The sequence below is a fragment of the Pseudomonas sp. NPDC089530 genome, assembly GCF_050280705.1.
Lineage (GTDB): Bacteria > Pseudomonadota > Gammaproteobacteria > Pseudomonadales > Pseudomonadaceae > Aquipseudomonas.
Map to the genome: position 1 here is coordinate 1 of NZ_JBNNVU010000109.1, position 16,286 is coordinate 16,286.

General features: G+C 62.9%; 12 protein-coding genes. 10 read left to right on the plus strand and 2 right to left on the minus strand.

Annotated features, from left to right (window positions below; all coding sequences use genetic code 11):
* Positions 1 to 1,282 (minus strand): PhoH family protein (locus ACQKQA_RS26600; protein WP_427564064.1); only part of this gene is annotated, 1,282 nt, incomplete at its 3' end.
* Between the two features lie 348 nt (positions 1,283 to 1,630).
* On the minus strand, positions 1,631 to 2,755 hold the full coding sequence (locus ACQKQA_RS26605; RefSeq protein ID WP_427564066.1) for a polysaccharide deacetylase family protein: 1,125 nt from the start codon (positions 2,753 to 2,755) through the stop codon (positions 1,631 to 1,633).
* 239 nt (positions 2,756 to 2,994) lie between these two features.
* Here ACQKQA_RS26605 and yaaA point away from each other — a divergent pair, with 239 nt between their 5' ends.
* The 10 genes from yaaA to ACQKQA_RS26655 form a co-directional block, all read left to right on the plus strand.
* Positions 2,995 to 3,774, plus strand: a complete 780-nt coding sequence (gene yaaA, locus ACQKQA_RS26610) for a peroxide stress protein YaaA (protein WP_427564068.1) — start codon at positions 2,995 to 2,997, stop codon at positions 3,772 to 3,774.
* A gap of 813 nt (positions 3,775 to 4,587) precedes the next feature.
* Entirely contained in the window at positions 4,588 to 5,904 is a 1,317-nt protein-coding gene (locus ACQKQA_RS26615) for a nucleotide sugar dehydrogenase (protein ID WP_427564070.1), read from the plus strand.
* 143 nt (positions 5,905 to 6,047) lie between these two features.
* The gene (alg8, locus tag ACQKQA_RS26620; protein WP_427564072.1) at positions 6,048 to 7,529 is read left to right on the plus strand and encodes a mannuronan synthase; all 1,482 of its coding nucleotides are present in this window, start codon (positions 6,048 to 6,050) and stop codon (positions 7,527 to 7,529) included.
* A gap of 35 nt (positions 7,530 to 7,564) precedes the next feature.
* Positions 7,565 to 8,734: a PilZ domain-containing protein gene (locus tag ACQKQA_RS26625; protein ID WP_427564073.1), complete on the plus strand. Its 1,170-nt coding sequence runs from the start codon at positions 7,565 to 7,567 to the stop codon at positions 8,732 to 8,734.
* A gap of 2 nt (positions 8,735 to 8,736) precedes the next feature.
* Positions 8,737 to 10,164 (plus strand): alginate biosynthesis TPR repeat lipoprotein AlgK, encoded by a 1,428-nt coding sequence (gene algK / locus ACQKQA_RS26630; RefSeq protein WP_427564075.1) that lies wholly within the window; start codon positions 8,737 to 8,739, stop codon positions 10,162 to 10,164.
* Positions 10,161 to 11,684 carry an alginate export family protein gene (locus ACQKQA_RS26635; protein WP_427564077.1) on the plus strand — a complete coding sequence of 508 codons (1,524 nt, stop codon included), beginning with the start codon at positions 10,161 to 10,163 and terminating at the stop codon, positions 11,682 to 11,684. The genes algK and ACQKQA_RS26635 overlap by 4 nt, the downstream gene beginning before the upstream one ends.
* A 26-nt stretch (positions 11,685 to 11,710) precedes the next feature.
* The gene (gene algG, locus ACQKQA_RS26640) at positions 11,711 to 13,315 is read left to right on the plus strand and encodes a mannuronan 5-epimerase AlgG (RefSeq protein ID WP_427564079.1); all 1,605 of its coding nucleotides are present in this window, start codon (positions 11,711 to 11,713) and stop codon (positions 13,313 to 13,315) included.
* Between the two features lie 11 nt (positions 13,316 to 13,326).
* Positions 13,327 to 14,787, plus strand: coding sequence for an alginate O-acetyltransferase (locus ACQKQA_RS26645; RefSeq protein ID WP_427564081.1), 1,461 nt, complete (start codon positions 13,327 to 13,329; stop codon positions 14,785 to 14,787).
* Positions 14,788 to 14,794: 7 nt separating this feature from the next.
* Positions 14,795 to 15,919 (plus strand): mannuronate-specific alginate lyase, encoded by a 1,125-nt coding sequence (locus ACQKQA_RS26650; protein ID WP_427564083.1) that lies wholly within the window; start codon positions 14,795 to 14,797, stop codon positions 15,917 to 15,919.
* 228 nt (positions 15,920 to 16,147) lie between these two features.
* Positions 16,148 to 16,286, plus strand: a 139-nt coding sequence (locus ACQKQA_RS26655; RefSeq protein WP_427564085.1) for a hypothetical protein, incomplete at its 3' end; no start/stop codon positions are given.

Genomic DNA, 16,286 nt, shown 5'->3' on the forward strand with positions numbered 1-16,286 from the left:
GGTGAAGGACAGAACGAACGTCCAGAGGATGTAACCGTAGAAGCCGACCAGGACGATCAGCATGCTCGGCGCCAGGACCAATGATGATGGTTTTCATCTGGTGCGGGGTGAGGTTCTGGCATTCGTCGATCAGGATCAGGCTCTGCTGGAAGCTGCGCCCGCGAATGTAGTTGAGGGATTTGAACTGCAGCGGCACCTTGCTGAGGATGTAGTCGACGCTGCCATGGGTGCTTTCGTCATCCATGTGCAAGGCTTCGAGGTTGTCGGTGATGGCGCCGAGCCAAGGCTCCATTTTTTCCGCTTCGGTGCCCGGCAGGAAGCCGATCTCCTGGTCCAGCCCCTGCACGCTGCGGGTGGCGATGATGCGCCGGTAACGCTTGCTGACCATGGTCTGCTCGATGGCCGCGGCCAGGGCCAGGATGGTCTTGCCCGAGCCTGCGGCCCCGGACAGGTTGACCAGGTGGATATCCGGATCGAGCAAGGCGTACAGCGCCAGGCCTTGATAGATGTCGCGCGGTTTCAGGCCCCAGGCTTCCTGGTGCAACAGGGGCTCCTGATGCAGGTCGAGGATCAGCAGCACATCGGCATCGATCTCCTTGATCCAGCCGACGAACCCCTGTTCGTCGATGATGAACTCGTTGATGTGCACCGCCGGCAGGTTGTCGGTGAGCTGCACCTGGTGCCAGGTGCGGCCGTGATCCTGGCGGGTTTCCACCTTGCTCACGCGGTCCCAGAAGGAGCCGGTCATGTTGTGGAAGCCGTTGGGCAGCAAGTCCACGTCGTCGACCAGCTGGTCGGTGCTGTAGTCCTCGGCGGCGATCCCGCAGGCCCGCGCCTTGAGGCGCATGTTGATGTCTTTGGTCACCAGCACCACGCGCAGCGTCTTGTCCCGCGCATGCAGGTCGATCAGCTGGTTGATGATGATGTTGTCGTTGAGGTTTTCCGGCAGCAGGCTGTTGGGTTCCGAGCGCTTGCTCATCAGGATCGACAGCAGGCCCTTGGGACCGCTCTTGCCCCGCTGGATGGGCACGCCCAGCTCGACATCTTCCGGTGAGGCTTCGCCCAGGGTCTTGTCGATCAGGCGAATGGCCTGCCGGCATTCCGCCGCGACGCTGTGATGGCCGCTCTTGAGCTTGTCGAGCTCCTCCAAAACGATCATCGGGATCGCGACATGGTGTTCTTCGAAGTTCAGCAGGGCGTTTGGATCGTGAATCAATACATTGGTATCGAGTACATAAAGGATTGGCTGGTTGGAGGAAGGGCTACGTCCGTGGTCATCCATACTCGGTCACCTTATGTGGGGGCCAGTCGACGCAATACCATGGCGGTGCTGCGCCTCGAATTGACCGCCGGATTCACCCGCTGGGGTTCGAGTGAAGTGCACACAAAAGGAGTCTTGGGAGACGCCACCTGTGTTGCAGGTTTCGGCGGTCTGACTTCGTAATACTCCAAAACCTGTGACAGGAAAAAGCACTTTGACGCTTTTTTTAAGTTTATTTTGCAGAGTGACGAATAGCCCTTGGCGCGCCGCCCCGGCACCGTTAAAGTCGAAAGTCCGCTTGCATCGAATTCCCGGCCAAAATCGGCCAAAAGCCCTCCCCACCCAGCCAATACGGCCCTTTCTCCGCTGCTAGCGAAAGGCGTCCTGGCAATCCTCCCAACCGATTCCACTCTGTGCGGTTTGCGTCAGCAACCAGGGCAATGCCGTCTTCACCGCATCCTGCCGAGCGTTGAAATTGATCACCCCGTGCCGCCACAACAGCATCAGGGTCAACACCCGCTGGCCGCTCTGCTCGCCCTTGAGCTTGCCGGCACCGTCCTGCGGATCGATGTCCCACAGCGCCACCTGCAACCCCTGGCCATTGAAGAAAGCCTGCGCATCGGCGCGGCGCTGGCCGTAGGGCGGGCGAAACAGCGGCACGTAGTTTTCCGGCAGCTTGCCCTTGACCAGTTCGACGCTGCGCACGATGGAGTTCTGCCACTCCTGCCAGTGGCTGTGGGAGCGGTATTCCCAGCCCAGGACACCCACGCACTGCCGCGAATACAACGCCTGCAGGTTGGCCACCGAACGCTGTTCCAGACGGTTCTGCACCTCGCTGCCCAGCACGAAGAAGGTGCCGTTCATGTTCGACTTGCGCAGATACTCGGTCAGCCAGGGCGTGTTGTCCGGGGCGAGATTGGCGGCGCTGTCGAAGGTCAGCAGGAACAGCCGGTCGTTGAGCTCGTCGCCGTTGCGCTCGTAGTCACCAAAACGCTCGATCTCGCTGGCGGTCTGGGGAAACAGCGCAGCCTTGCGCAGCAGCTCGTCCAGGTACTGCTCATGGAAGTTGCGGCTCGGCTCGGCCCAGCGCGCGTAATACGAGTCGTCGCCCAGCTGGAACTTGCGGGCCTGCTCGCGCAGGGTGTCCATGTCTTCCACCAGGAAACAGAAGGAGGCGTCCTGGTCGCAGCTCTGCTGGGCGAAGTTGTAGTTGGCCAGCAATTGCCGCCAGAGACGCTGGCGCAGCGCATCGATCGTCGCCATGTTGATGATCCGCAGGCCCAGGCGCTGCTTCAGCGACTCTTCGTCCCAGGCCTCGCTGACCAGCAGGGTGCGGGCGAACGTGAGGATCTCCGCCCGCGACGCCACGTCGAACAGGGTCGGACTGCCGAGCTGTTCTGGCCAGGTGCTGCGATCCAGGGTCGCCACCTCGGTCGGTGCCGCCAGGGCGCCGAAACTCAACAGCCAGATAGATAGAAAGAATGCACTGCGCAAAGGGATGTCTCCATAACCGGACCCGCGCGGCACTATAGCCGATGCCACGGCCCCGACCCTATTCGAATCCCCACCCCTCTCTGTAGGAGCGAAGCTGGTCCGTCGCAAGCGCTATCGCGCGTTGCCCGGCGGCTTCTATATAGAAGGAAGACGATCGGCGGCGGCGCCTATTGCCTTCATAGGTGGAGTCAAACCGCCCAAGCCCCTAGAATCCCCCGACGCTTACAGGAGACGACTTCATGCTGATGGTGATTTCACCCGCCAAGACCCTCGATTTCGAGACCCCGCCCGTCACGCAACGCTTCACCCAGCCGCAGTACCTCGATCACTCCCAGGAGTTGATCCTGCAATTGCGCGAACTGAGCCCGGCGCAGATCAGCGAACTGATGCACGTTTCCGACAAGATCGGTGGCCTCAACGCCGCGCGTTTCGGCAGTTGGACCCCGGCCTTCACCCCAGCCAACGCCAAGCAGGCGCTGCTGGCGTTCAAGGGCGACGTGTACACCGGCCTGAATGCCGAAACCCTCGAGGAAGCCGATTTCGACTACGCCCAGCAGCACCTGCGCATGCTCTCCGGCCTGTACGGCCTGCTGCGCCCGCTGGACCTGATGCAGCCGTATCGCCTGGAAATGGGCACCAAGCTGGCCAACGCCCGGGGCAAGGACCTGTACGCGTTCTGGGGCACGCGCATCAGCGAATGGCTCAACGAGGCCCTGGCCGAACAGGGTGACGACCTGCTGCTCAACCTGGCCTCCAACGAATACTTCTCGGCGGTCAAGCGTACGGCCCTGAACGCGCGGATCATCAATACCGAGTTCAAGGACCTGAAGAACGGCCAGTACAAGATCATCAGCTTCTACGCCAAGAAGGCCCGGGGCATGATGAGCCGTTTCGTCATCGAAGAACGCATCAACGACCCGGAGGCGCTCAAGCAATTCGACGTCCAGGGCTACCGCTACAGTGCCGAGCAGTCAAAACCCGACAACCTGGTGTTCCTGCGCGATCACCCCGCGGAATAATGCTCAGCGTCGACGCACGGGTTTCACGCAAACGAGTGCGTCGACGAGCGGTTACTTTCCTTTTTTACCCCGCCAAAACGCCAAACAATTGGCGCCAAAATATTTTCTTCTGATTTTATAACTTTTCTTTCACTCGACAGAGGTCACTTTTTTCAGTAGTGGCACTCATTTTTTTTGTCGGTAGTGGCATAAAAGTATCCCCGCGCTTTAACTCCCCATAACTACAGGCTCAAATGGTAAGTGCTATCAATATGAAAGCAGTGCCATCTTTTGCAATATTTCAAGAGATTTCAGAAAACAGGATGAGCGGGCTGGAACTATGTCCTGAACCGCCGTTCATACCACCGGTAACGATTTTCGACGAGTGTGTACGAGATGACTTACATAGGATCCAAAGAGAGTAGCAAAGTTGTCATATTGCCCTGACCTACTGTCCATGGATTCGAACTTAGATTCAGCACACAGGAGATATGCATCATTACTATCCCCTACAAGACCGTGGCTTAGCCCACCTTAAACGCGCTTCCGAGAGCGTACAACTACCTGATTATCATGGGCTTGCCCCTATAACTCAGGCCTGTCGCCCACCTCGGATCAGCCTTCCGGCAGGAAGGTCGGCCATATTCAAGGGCACGCCCTTATAACTAGGCCATGTTGCGCACAACTTGAGTGCACTTATTTAGACACTCGGAACTTAGTCTGCCTGCACTGGGTATTACAACGCCTGCGCGTTGAACTTCCAAGTGCGTAACTACAGCTGGCAAACATTAACTCCGGCCATCTAATGGCGTGAATAACACAGAGGTAAATGCGATGCGCATCAGCATATTCGGTTTGGGTTACGTGGGCGCGGTATGTGCCGGTTGCCTGTCTGCACGGGGCCATGAAGTGGTTGGCGTCGATGTGGCCAAGGACAAGATCGACATGATCAATGCGGGCAAATCGCCGATCGTCGAACCGGGCCTGGGTGAACTTCTGGCGCAAGGTATTCAGACCGGCCGTCTGCGCGGCACTACCAACTTCGCCGAGGCGATCCGCGACACCGACCTGTCGATGATCTGTGTCGGCACGCCCAGCAAGAAGAACGGCGACCTGGAACTCAACTACATCGAAGCGGTCTGCCGCGAGATCGGTTTTGTCCTGCGCGACAAGACTTCCCGTCACACCATCGTGGTGCGCAGCACCGTCCTGCCGGGCACCGTGGCCAACGTGGTGATCCCGATCCTCGAAGACTGCTCCGGCAAGAAGGCCGGCGTCGACTTCGGCGTCGCGGTCAACCCTGAGTTCCTGCGCGAAAGCACCGCGATCAAGGACTACGACTTCCCACCGATGACCGTGATCGGCGAGTTCGACAAGGCCTCGGGCGACGTCCTGCAATCGCTGTACGAAGAACTCGATGCGCCGATCATCCGCAAGGACATCGCCGTCGCCGAGATGATCAAGTACACCTGCAACGTGTGGCACGCCGCCAAGGTCACCTTCGCCAACGAGATCGGCAACATCGCCAAGGCGGTCGGCGTCGACGGCCGCGAAGTGATGGACGTGGTCTGCCAGGACAAGACCCTCAACCTGTCCCAGTACTACATGCGTCCGGGCTTCGCCTTCGGCGGCTCCTGCCTGCCCAAGGACGTGCGCGCCCTGACCTTCCGCGCCGGCTCCCTGGACGTCGAGGCGCCGCTGCTCAACTCGCTGATGCGCAGTAACGAGTCCCAGGTGCAGAACGCCTTCGACATCGTCTCCAGCCACGAAAAACGCAAGGTCGCCCTGCTCGGCCTGAGCTTCAAGGCCGGCACGGACGATCTGCGCGAAAGCCCACTGGTGGAGCTGGCGGAAATGCTGATCGGCAAGGGCTACGACCTGAGCATCTACGACAGCAACGTGGAGTACGCCCGGGTTCACGGCGCCAACAAGGACTACATCGAGTCCAAGATCCCCCACGTCTCGTCCCTGCTCAACTCGGACTTCGACTCGGTGATCGACAACTCCGACGTGATCATCCTCGGCAACCGCGACGAGAAGTTCCGCGCCCTGGCCAACGACGTCCCCCACGGCAAGCAGGTCATCGACCTGGTCGGGTTCATGTCCAAGGCCACCAGCGCGAGCGGCCGGACCGAAGGCATCTGCTGGTAACCAGCGGTATCCGGGGGACCACCTTCCTGTAGCCGCTGCCGCAGGCTGCGGCTACAGGTATCGCGTTCCCTTGGGCTTTTCGCCTGCCTTAACCCCATCGGGCCACCCAAAAGGCTCGCCCGAGACAGAGACGGATGCAGATTATGCACAGGCTAAAGCACGGCCTACTCCAGGCCGCAGGTTGGCTGTTTTTCTTGAGTTTACTGATGGGTCTCGCCCTGGCGTTGCCCGTGTCCACCTTCGACTCCGAATCGAAGGACTTCATTTTCCTGATTGGCGCCGTGGGTATCTGGCGCTATTCGATGGGCGCCACGCATTTCGTGCGCGGCATGCTGTTTCTCTACGTGGTCTACCCGCACCTGCGGCGCAAAGTGCGCAAGCTGGGCAAGGCCGCCGATCCGTCCCACGTGTACCTGATGGTCACCAGCTTCCGGATCGACGCCCTGACCACCGCCCAGGTCTACAGCTCGGTGATCCGCGAAGCCATCGACTGCGGCTTCCCCACCACCGTGGTCTGCTCGATCGTGGAGATGTCCGACGAGCTGCTGGTGAAAAGCCTCTGGGCCCGCATGAACCCGCCGGCCCACGTCAAGCTCGACTTCGTGCGCATCCCCGGCACCGGCAAGCGCGACGGCCTGGCCTTCGGTTTCCGCGCCATCTCCCGCCACCTGCCGGACGACCGTGCGGTGGTGGCGGTGATCGACGGCGACACCGTGCTCGGCGAAGGCGTGGTACGCAAGACCGTGCCCTGGTTCCAGCTGTTCGGCAACGTCGGCGGCCTGACCACCAACGAATTCTGCGAAGTGCGCGGCGGCTACATCATGAGCGAGTGGCACAAGCTGCGCTTCGCCCAGCGCCACATCAACATGTGTTCCATGGCCCTGTCCAAGCGCGTGCTGACCATGACCGGACGCATGTCGGTGTTCCGCGCCACCGTGGTCACCAACACGGACTTCATCGCCGACGTGGAAAGCGACTCGCTGCAACACTGGCGCCTGGGCCGCTTCAAGTTCCTCACCGGCGACGACAAGTCCAGCTGGTTCAGCCTGATGCGCCTGGGCTACGACACCTTCTACGTGCCGGACGCGGCGATCAACACCGTGGAACACCCGCCGGAGAAGAGCTTCATCAAGGCCAGCCGCAAGCTGATGTTCCGCTGGTACGGCAACAACCTGCGGCAGAACTCCCGGGCCCTGGGCCTGGGCCTCAAGCGCCTGGGCCTGTTCACCGGCGTGGTGCTGTTCGACCAGCGCGTGTCGATGTGGACTTCCCTGCTGGGCCTGACCGTGGCGCTGATCGCCAGCGTCAAGTACGGCACCGCCTTCATCCTGGTGTACCTGCTGTGGATCGGCATCACCCGCCTGATCCTGACCCTGTTGCTGTCCTGCTCGGGGCACCGGATCGGCCCGGCCTACCCGGCGATTCTCTATTACAACCAGATCGTCGGCGCCCTGGTGAAGATCTACGTGTTCTTCCGCCTCGACCAACAATCCTGGACTCGCCAACCGACTGCCCTGTCCCGTGACCTCGCCAGCTTTCAACGTTGGTTCAACACCTGGTCGTCTCGGACCATGACCTTCTCCGCCGGCAGCATCTTCGTCGCCGCGCTGCTGCTGATGGTCTGACCCGCCTTGCCTGAATTAACTAGGAAATCGCCTTTATGAACACCGCCGTGAACGTCAACGTAGTGCATGAATCCGAAGCCCAACGCCAGCACGCCCGGGTGAAAATCCCCGCCAAGCTGCGCTTCTTCGGCCCCGACCGGACCCCGGTCGAAGCCCGGGTCATCGACCTCTCCGCCGGCGGCCTGAGCTACAACGGCGGGCAACTGCCGATCAAGGTCGGCGACGTGCACAAGGGCCGCCTGCAGTTCGTCGTCGACAACCTCGGGCTGGCCATGGACGTGGAACTGCTGGTGCGCTCGGTGGATCGCCAGAGCGGCCGTGTCGGTTGCCAGTTCCAGAACCTCGAGCCCCGGGACATCTCGACCCTGCGCCAGCTGATCACCTCGCACCTGGCCGGCGACATCGTGACCATGGGCGACGTGCTCGCCACCCTGCAGCGCGACAACTTCACCAAGGCCCGCAAGCCCAAGGACGCCGGCCACGGCATGAGCGCCCTGGGCCGCCTGCGCGCGGTGACCTTCAGCGCCGGGATCTTCGTCGTGGGCCTGGCGGCCTTCGGCTTCATCCTCAAGTCGGTGTACGGCATGTACTTCGTCAGCCACGCCCAGGCCGGCCTGGTCAGCGTCTCGGGCATGAACGTCACCATGCCCCGCGACGGCACCGTGCAGAGCCTGATCCAGGCCGACGGCGTGGCGGCCAAGGGCGCCCCGCTGGCGACCTTCAGCACCAGCATGCTCGACGTGCTCAAGGGCCACCTGAACGAAGACCAGCTGCAACCGGCCAAGGTCGAGGAACTGTTCGGCAAGCAGATGACCGGCACCCTGACCTCGCCCTGCGACTGCACCGTGGCCCGGCAACTGGTCGACGACGGCCAGTACGCCAGCAAGGGCGACGTGATCTTCCAGTTGGTGCCACGCAACAGCCAGGCCAACGTCGAAGCGCGCTTCTCCTATCGCCAGTTCGCCGACGTGCGCCCGGGCACCAAGGTCAGCTTCCAGATCGCCGGCGAAGACGAGGCGCGCAGCGGCACCATCGTCAGCAGCACCAGCCTCAACAGCAGCGACCTGTCCTCGGACATCCGCGTGCAGATCAAGCCCGACGCCCCGCTGAGCAGCGCCTTCGCCGGCCGCCCGGTGGAAGTCGCCAGCGACCGCGGCCCGTCCGTGAACTGGCTGATCGACAAAGCCATGGCTGCGGGTCTGTAACCATGAATATCCATACCTCTCGCTCGAGCCTGCGGCAGCGGCTACAGGGTTCGGCGTTGCTGCTGCCCCTGGCGGCCGCCATCGCCCTGGCCGGTTGCGCCGGCCTGCCCGACCAGCGCCTGGCCAACGAAGCCCTGAAACGCGGCGATACCATGCTCGCCGAGCAGAACTACCGGCAACTGGCGGACCTGGGCTACAGCGAGGCCCAGGTCGGCCTGGCCGATATCCAGATGGAAACCCGCGACCCGGCCAAGATCAGGGAAGCCGAGGCCACCTACCGCGCCGCGGCCGATACCTCGCCACGGGCCCAGGCACGCCTGGGGCGCCTGCTGGTGGCCAAGCCCGGTTCCACCGAGGCCGAACACCACGAAGCCGAAGGCCTGCTGAAAAAGGCCTTCGCCCACGGTGAAGGCAATACCCTGATCCCGCTGGCCATGCTCTACCTGCAATACCCGCAGAGCTTCCCGAATGTCGACGCGCAAAAACAGATCAGCCAATGGCGCAGCGCCGGCTACCCGGAAGCCGGCCTGGCCCAGGTGCTGCTGTACCGCACCCAGGGCACCTACGACCAGCACCTGGCCGAGGTGGAAAGCATCTGCAAGGCGGCGCTGAACGTCACCGACATCTGCTACGTCGAACTGGCCACCGTGTATCAGAAACGCGGCCAGCCGGAGCAACAGGCGGCCCTGATCAAGCAGTTGCAGGACGGCTACGCCCGCGGCGCCATCGGCGCACAACGGGTCGACAGCGTGGCCCGGGTACTGGGCGATGCGAGCCTGGGCCAGACCGACGAGAAAACCGCCCAGGCCCTGCTGGAGCCGATCGCCCCGGCGTACCCGGCGTCCTGGGTGACCCTGGCGCAATTGCTCTACGACTTCCCCGAGTTGGGGGACCTCGACAAGATGATGGAATACCTGGACCACGGCCGCGCCGCCGACCAGCCCCGCGCCGAGCTACTGCTGGGCAAGCTCTACTACGAAGGCAAGCTGGTCCCGGCCGACGCCAAGGTCGCCGAGGAACACTTCAAGAAGGCCCAGGGCAAGGAAGTCGCCGCCGATTACTACCTGGGCCAGATCTACCGCCGCGGCTACCTGGGCCAGGTCTATCCGCAAAAGGCCCTGGACCACTTGCTGACCGCTGCGCGCAACGGCCAGAACAGCGCCGACTTCGCCATTGCCCAGCTGTTCTCCCAGGGCAAGGGCACCAAGCCCGATCCGCTCAATGCCTATGTCTTCAGCCAACTGGCCAAGACCCAGGACACCCCGCAAGCCAACGAGCTCGCGCAACAACTCGAAGCCCAGCTGCCACCCGGCCAGCGCGCCGAGGCCCAGCGCCTGCTGCAACAGGAGCAGGCCGTGCGCGGCGCCTTGAGCCAGAACACGCTGGAACTGCACGCGTTGCAGGAAGAAGACGGTGAGGAATCCCTATGAAGTTCACTCCACTCAATAACGCCGCCCCTACGGAAAACCTGTTTCGCCTGTCGAAGCTGGGGATGGCCCTGGGTTTCGCCCTGGCCTGGTCCAACCCGACCCTGGCCGCCGTGACTGACACCAAGAACTTCGGCCTGGAAGTGAAGATCACCGGCCAGTCCGAAGACGATCGTGACCTCGGCACCCTGGGCGGTGGCGACGTCAACGGCGTCGGCCTCGACCTGCGCCCCTGGGTCTACGGCGAAAGCGGCAACTGGAGCGCCTACGCCATGGGCCAGGCGGTGACCTCCACCGACATCATCGAGACCGACACCCTGCAGCAGGCCGATGGCGCCAGCACCGAAAGCAGCAACAACAGCGACCGCCAGAGCAAGAAGAACTACTTGGCCATGCGCGAGTTCTGGGTCGGCTACAGCGGCCTCACGCCCTACCCGGGCGAGCAGTTGAAGCTCGGCCGCCAGCGCCTGCGCAACGACGACGGCCAGTGGCGCGACACCAATATCGAAGCCCTGAACTGGACCTTCGACACCACCCTGCTGCGCGCCAACCTGGGTGCCGCCGAACGCTTCAGCGAATACCGCACCGACCTCAAGGAACTGGCGCCGCAAGACAAGGATCGCCTGCACGTCTACGGCGACGTGGCCTACCAGTGGACCCCGGGCCACTGGGCCGGCATCCGCGCCCACCACAGCCACGACAACGGCAAGCTCGACTACCCGGTACCGGGCGAGGCCACCGACTCCCTGGACAAGCGCCAGAACGGCGACCTGACCTGGCTCGGCCTGGAAGCCAACAGCGACGCCTACAACTGGCGCAACACCAACACCGTCAACTACTGGGCCAGCATCACCGGCATGAGTGGCGACCGCGACAAGGTCAATGCGCTGAATGCCGACGGTAGCGCCCCGGCCCAGGCCAAGCACGGCGAAAGCCTCGACGGCTGGGCCACCGACCTCGGCGTGCGGGTGCGCCTGGACCCGAAATGGCAGGTCGGCGCGGCCTACGCCCGGGCCAGCGGCGACTACGAACAGAACGGCCTGGAAAGCAACCGCTCGAACTACACCGGGACCCGCTCGCGGGTACACCGCTTCGGCGAAGCCTTCCGCGGCGAAATGAACAACATGCAGACCGCCACCCTGTTCGGTTCCTGGATGCTCGCCGACGACTACGACGCCAGCCTGATCTACCACAAGTTCTGGCGCGTGGACGGCAACAAGCCGGTGGGCAGCAACGGCATCAACGCCGTCGAGAACAACTACGACGACGCCACCGGCGCCCTGCTCTCCAGCTCGTCCCTGCCGCTGCGCGATGGCGAGAAAGACCTCGGCCAGGAAATGGACCTGGTGGTCACCAAGTACTTCAAGCAAGGCCTGCTGCCGGCGGCGCTCAGCCAGTCGATCGACGAGCCTTCGGCGCTGGTGCGTTTCCGTGGCGGCGTGTTCAAGCCCGGCGATGCCTACGGCAAGAGCGTCGACTCGTACATGCATCGCGCCTTCATCGACGTGATCTGGCGCTTCTGATGCGAGTCGCCAAGGGAGTGTCCGAGATGAATAGCCCGATGCACAGCCTCGCGACGAGAGGCTCGCTCAGCCTGCTGGCCGGCGCGCTGCTGCTGGCCGGCAGCAGCGCCTTCGCCAACGTCGAACCGGTCCCGGCAACGGCGCCGGGCAAGCCGTCGACCGTGGCCAAAGGCTTGCAACAGGCCAAGACCTACACCGTCAGCAGCGCGCCGACCGAGCAGCTGCAACTGGCCAAGCCCAAGCTGCCCGACCTCTCCGGCTATACCGCCGAGGCGGCGGCGGCCAAGATCGTGCGCAGCAAGCCGGGCAAGATCAGCGTGCGCCGCATGATGCAGGAAGACGCGCTGAAGGACTTTATCGGCGGCGACAACAAGATGGCCGAGTGGGTGGTGCGCCAGCACGGCATCCCCCAGGCGATCTTCATCGACGACGGCTACGTCAACCTCACGGAGCTGGTGAAAAAGCTGCCCAAGCAGTACATCAGCGAAACCTCGCCGGGGGTGTACCTGGCGCGGCTGCCGATCGTGGTCGGGCGCAAGGGCATCCTGGAAATCGATCGGCAGACCCGGGAACTGCGCCTGTCCCAGGAGGGCGGTTCGTTCCTGGTCAACGACGGCCAGCTGTTCGTGCGCGATACCAAGGTCACCGGCTGGCGCGAGAAGGACAACGGCCCGGCGACATTCAACTCGCCCAAGGAATTCCGCCCGTTCCTGCTGGCCTGGGGCGGCACCGAGACCTACATCGTCAACAGCAAGATGGCCAGCTTCGGCTACGCCAACAGTAAGTCCTACGGCGTGAGTATTTCCCAGTACACGCCGAACATGGCCAAGGTGCTCAAGCGTCCCGAACCCACCGGTTGGATCATCGGCTCGGAGTTCTCGGACATGTGGTACGGCTTCTACTGCTACGAGACCCGCGACTTCGTGGTCAAGGGCAACACCTACAAGGACAACATCGTCTACGGCATCGACCCCCACGACCGTTCGCACCGACTGATCATCGCCGACAACACCGTCTACGGGACCAAGAAGAAGCACGGGATCATCATTTCCCGGGAAGTGAACGACAGCTTCATCTTCAACAACCGCAGCTACGACAACAAGCTCTCCGGCGTGGTGATCGACCGTAACAGCGTGAACAACGTGATCGCCGACAACGAGATCTACCGCAACCACACCGACGGCATCACCCTCTATGAGAGTGCCGACAACCTGCTGTGGGGCAACAAGGTGATCAGCAACCGGCGCCACGGCATCCGCATCCGTAACAGCGTGAACATCCGCCTGTACGAGAACGTCGCCATGGCCAACGGCCTGACCGGGGTCTACGGCCACATCAAGGACCTTTCCGACACCGACCGCGACATCAAGCTCGACCCGTTCGACGCCCAGGTGTCGCTGATCGTGGTCGGCGGCGAGCTGGCGGCCAACGGCAGCGGCCCGATGTCCATCGACTCGCCGCTGAGCGTGGAGCTGTACCGCGTGTCCATGCTCGCCCCGACCAAGAGCAGCGGCATCAGCTTCTCGGGGATCCTCGGCGAGCGCCAGGACGAAATTCTTGACCTGTTGGTGCGCCAGCAGAAAGCCGTGCTGATCGACCCTGTCGAACGCCAGACCGAAATGCGCGATTGAGGATGACTGCCATGCGCCCACATTTGATCAAACTGCTGAGCCTCTCGGCGCTGACCGCGGGTATTCTCGCCGCCGGCAACAGTGCCCGCGCCGACGAGGCCGCCAGCGGCGCCACCGCGCCGAAGTTCAGCGCCGAGCCCTGCTGCAGCCTGTGCCCTGCCGCTCACGACGCGAAGAACTACACCACCCGCTACCAGCAGAACTTCACCACCCTGGTGCAAGCCCAGGGCGACTGGCTGTTCCGGACCCGGGAAGACCTGCGCACCGAATTCGACACCACGCCGGAAGGCTATCGCCACCTGCAACAGCTGCACGACGCCTTCCAGAGCAAGGGCGTGGAGCTGGTGATCGTCTACCAGCCGACCCGCGGCCTGGTGAACCGCAACAAGCTCAACCCCCAGGAAAAGGCCAGCTTCGACTACGACAAGGCGCTGAAGAACTACCAGGCCATGCTCGGCCGCTTCGCCCGGATGGGTTACGTGGTGCCGGACCTGTCGCCGCTGACCAACGAGCAACAGCCAGAGACCCTGCCGGCCCACGACTTCTACTTCCGCGGCGACCAGCACTGGACCCCGTACGGCGCCCAGCGCACGGCGAAGATCGTGGCGCAGAAGGTCAAGCAGATGCCGGCCTTCGCCGACATTCCCAAGCGTGAGTTCGAGACCCACAAGTCCGGGCGCATGGGCAAGACCGGCACCCTGCACAACATGGCCGGCCAGCTGTGCGGCACCAGCTACGCGATCCAGTACATGGACCAGTTCACCACCGAACCCAAGGGCGAAGCCGGCGACGGCGACCTGTTCGGCGATTCCGGCAACCCGCAGATCACCCTGGTGGGCACCAGCCACAGCGGCAAGAACTACAACTTCGCCGGCTTCCTGCAGCAAGAGATCGGCGCCGACATTCTCAACGTCGCCTTCCCCGGTGGCGGCTTCGAGGGCTCCATGCTGCAGTACCTGGGCAGCGAGGATTTCCAGACCAAGCCGCCGAAGATCCTGATCTGGGAATTCTCGCCGCTGTACCGCCTGGACCAGGAAACCATCTACCGGCAGATGATGGCCCTGCTCGACAACGGCTGCGAAGGCAAGCCCGCGCAAATGAGCGCCAGCGCCACCCTCAAGCCCGGCAAGAACGAGCTGCTGGTCAACAGCAAGAACCTGGACCTGCGCAACAGCAGCCATCAGGTGGACATCCGCTTCGCCGACGCCTCGGTGAAAACCCTGCACGCCACCCTCTGGTACATGAACGGGCGCCACGAGGACATCAAGATCGACAAGCCGACGACATCCGACACCGACGGACGTTTCGCCTTTGAACTGCGCACCGACGAAGACTGGGCCTCGCAGAACCTGCTGGCGGTCGAAGTCCAGGGCCCGGAAGCCGGCGCCGCGACACAGAAAGTCGAAGCGAAGATTTGCACCCGCAACGTATTCCCGAGCGCCGGGCAACGCACCGCGCAAATCGGGCAATGAGGTTCCCATGCCAACGAAAATGCTGAAACAGTTATTGGTCCCGAGCCTGTTGAGCCTGGCGCTGTTCGCAGGGGCAACCCAGGCCGCCGCGCCCCTGCGCCCGCCCCAGGGGTATTACGCGCCGGTGGACAAGTTCAAGAGCGGCGACCACGGCGAAGGCTGCGACGCCATGCCCGCGCCTTACACCGGCTCGCTGCAGTTTCGCAGCAAGTACGAAGGTTCGGGCAAGGCCCGCGCCACCCTGAACGAGGCGTCGGAAAAGGCCTTTCGCGACAGCACCGCCGACATCACCAAGATCGAGCGCGGCACCAGCAAGCGGGTGATGCAGTTCATGCGCGACGGCCGCCCGGAACAGCTGGACTGCACCTTGAGCTGGCTCAGCGCCTGGGCCCAGGCCGATGCCTTGATGTCCAGGGACTTCAACCACACCGGCAAGTCCATGCGCAAATGGGCCCTGGGCAGCATGGCCTCGGCCTACCTGCGCCTGAAGTTCTCCGACTCCCATCCGCTGGATACCCACCAGCAGCAGGCGCAACAGATCGAGGCCTGGTTCAGCAAGCTGGCCGACCAGGTGGTCAGCGACTGGGACGACCTGCCGCTGGCGCAGACCAACAACCACTCGTACTGGGCGGCCTGGTCGGTGATGGCCACGGCCGTGGCGACCAACCGCCGCGACCTGTTCGACTGGGCCGTCAAGGAATACCGGGTCGGCGCCAACCAGGTCGATGCCGACGGCTATTTGCCCAACGAACTCAAGCGCGAGCAACGCGCCCTGGCCTACCACAACTACGCCCTGCCGCCGCTGGCGATGATCGCCAGCTTCGCCCAGGTCAACGGCGTCGACCTGCGCCAGGAAAACCACAGCGCGCTGCAACGCCTGGGCGAGCGGGTGCTGGCCGGGGTCAAGGACCCGGACGAGTTCGAGCAGAAGAACGGCAAGCGCCAGGACATGACCGACCTCAAGGTCGACTCGAAATTCGCCTGGCTCGAACCCTTCTGCAGCCTCTACACCTGTGCCCCGGACGTGCTGGAGCGCAAGCACAAGATGCAACCGTTCAAGAGCTTCCGCCTGGGCGGCGACCTGACCAAGGTCTACGACCCCTCGCACGAGAAGGGCAACAAAGGCTCATAACGCAAAACCCTGTAGGAGCGAGGCTTGCCCGCGATGAACGATGACGCGGACTGGCAGTTGGACCGAGGCGCCTCTATCGCGGGCAAGCCTCGCTCCTACAAGGGCATTGTGATGGTCGATGCAGACGCCAGACGGCGTCGATGAATGCAATACGCCTCCCCGGTTTTCCACGGGGGGGTTTGGGGGGGCTCTGGCCCTTTACTGTTGGTCAAACATGGAGAGATCGGGATGGTTTTCTCATCCAATGTGTTCCTGTTTCTGTTCTTGCCGGTCTTTCTCGGCTTGTACTACCTGAGCGGGCAACGCTATCGCAACCTGCTGCTGCTGATCGCCAGCTACGTGTTCTATGCCTGGTGGCGGGTGGACT

Coding starts and splice junctions, on each gene's coding strand:
- yaaA (WP_427564068.1), top strand. CDS start 2,995: ATGCTGATGGTGATTTCACCCGCCAAGACCCTCGATTTCGAGACCCCG.
- ACQKQA_RS26615 (WP_427564070.1), top strand. CDS start 4,588: ATGCGCATCAGCATATTCGGTTTGGGTTACGTGGGCGCGGTATGTGCC.
- alg8 (WP_427564072.1), top strand. CDS start 6,048: ATGCACAGGCTAAAGCACGGCCTACTCCAGGCCGCAGGTTGGCTGTTT.
- ACQKQA_RS26625 (WP_427564073.1), top strand. CDS start 7,565: ATGAACACCGCCGTGAACGTCAACGTAGTGCATGAATCCGAAGCCCAA.
- algK (WP_427564075.1), top strand. CDS start 8,737: ATGAATATCCATACCTCTCGCTCGAGCCTGCGGCAGCGGCTACAGGGT.
- ACQKQA_RS26635 (WP_427564077.1), top strand. CDS start 10,161: ATGAAGTTCACTCCACTCAATAACGCCGCCCCTACGGAAAACCTGTTT.
- algG (WP_427564079.1), top strand. CDS start 11,711: ATGAATAGCCCGATGCACAGCCTCGCGACGAGAGGCTCGCTCAGCCTG.
- ACQKQA_RS26645 (WP_427564081.1), top strand. CDS start 13,327: ATGCGCCCACATTTGATCAAACTGCTGAGCCTCTCGGCGCTGACCGCG.
- ACQKQA_RS26650 (WP_427564083.1), top strand. CDS start 14,795: ATGCCAACGAAAATGCTGAAACAGTTATTGGTCCCGAGCCTGTTGAGC.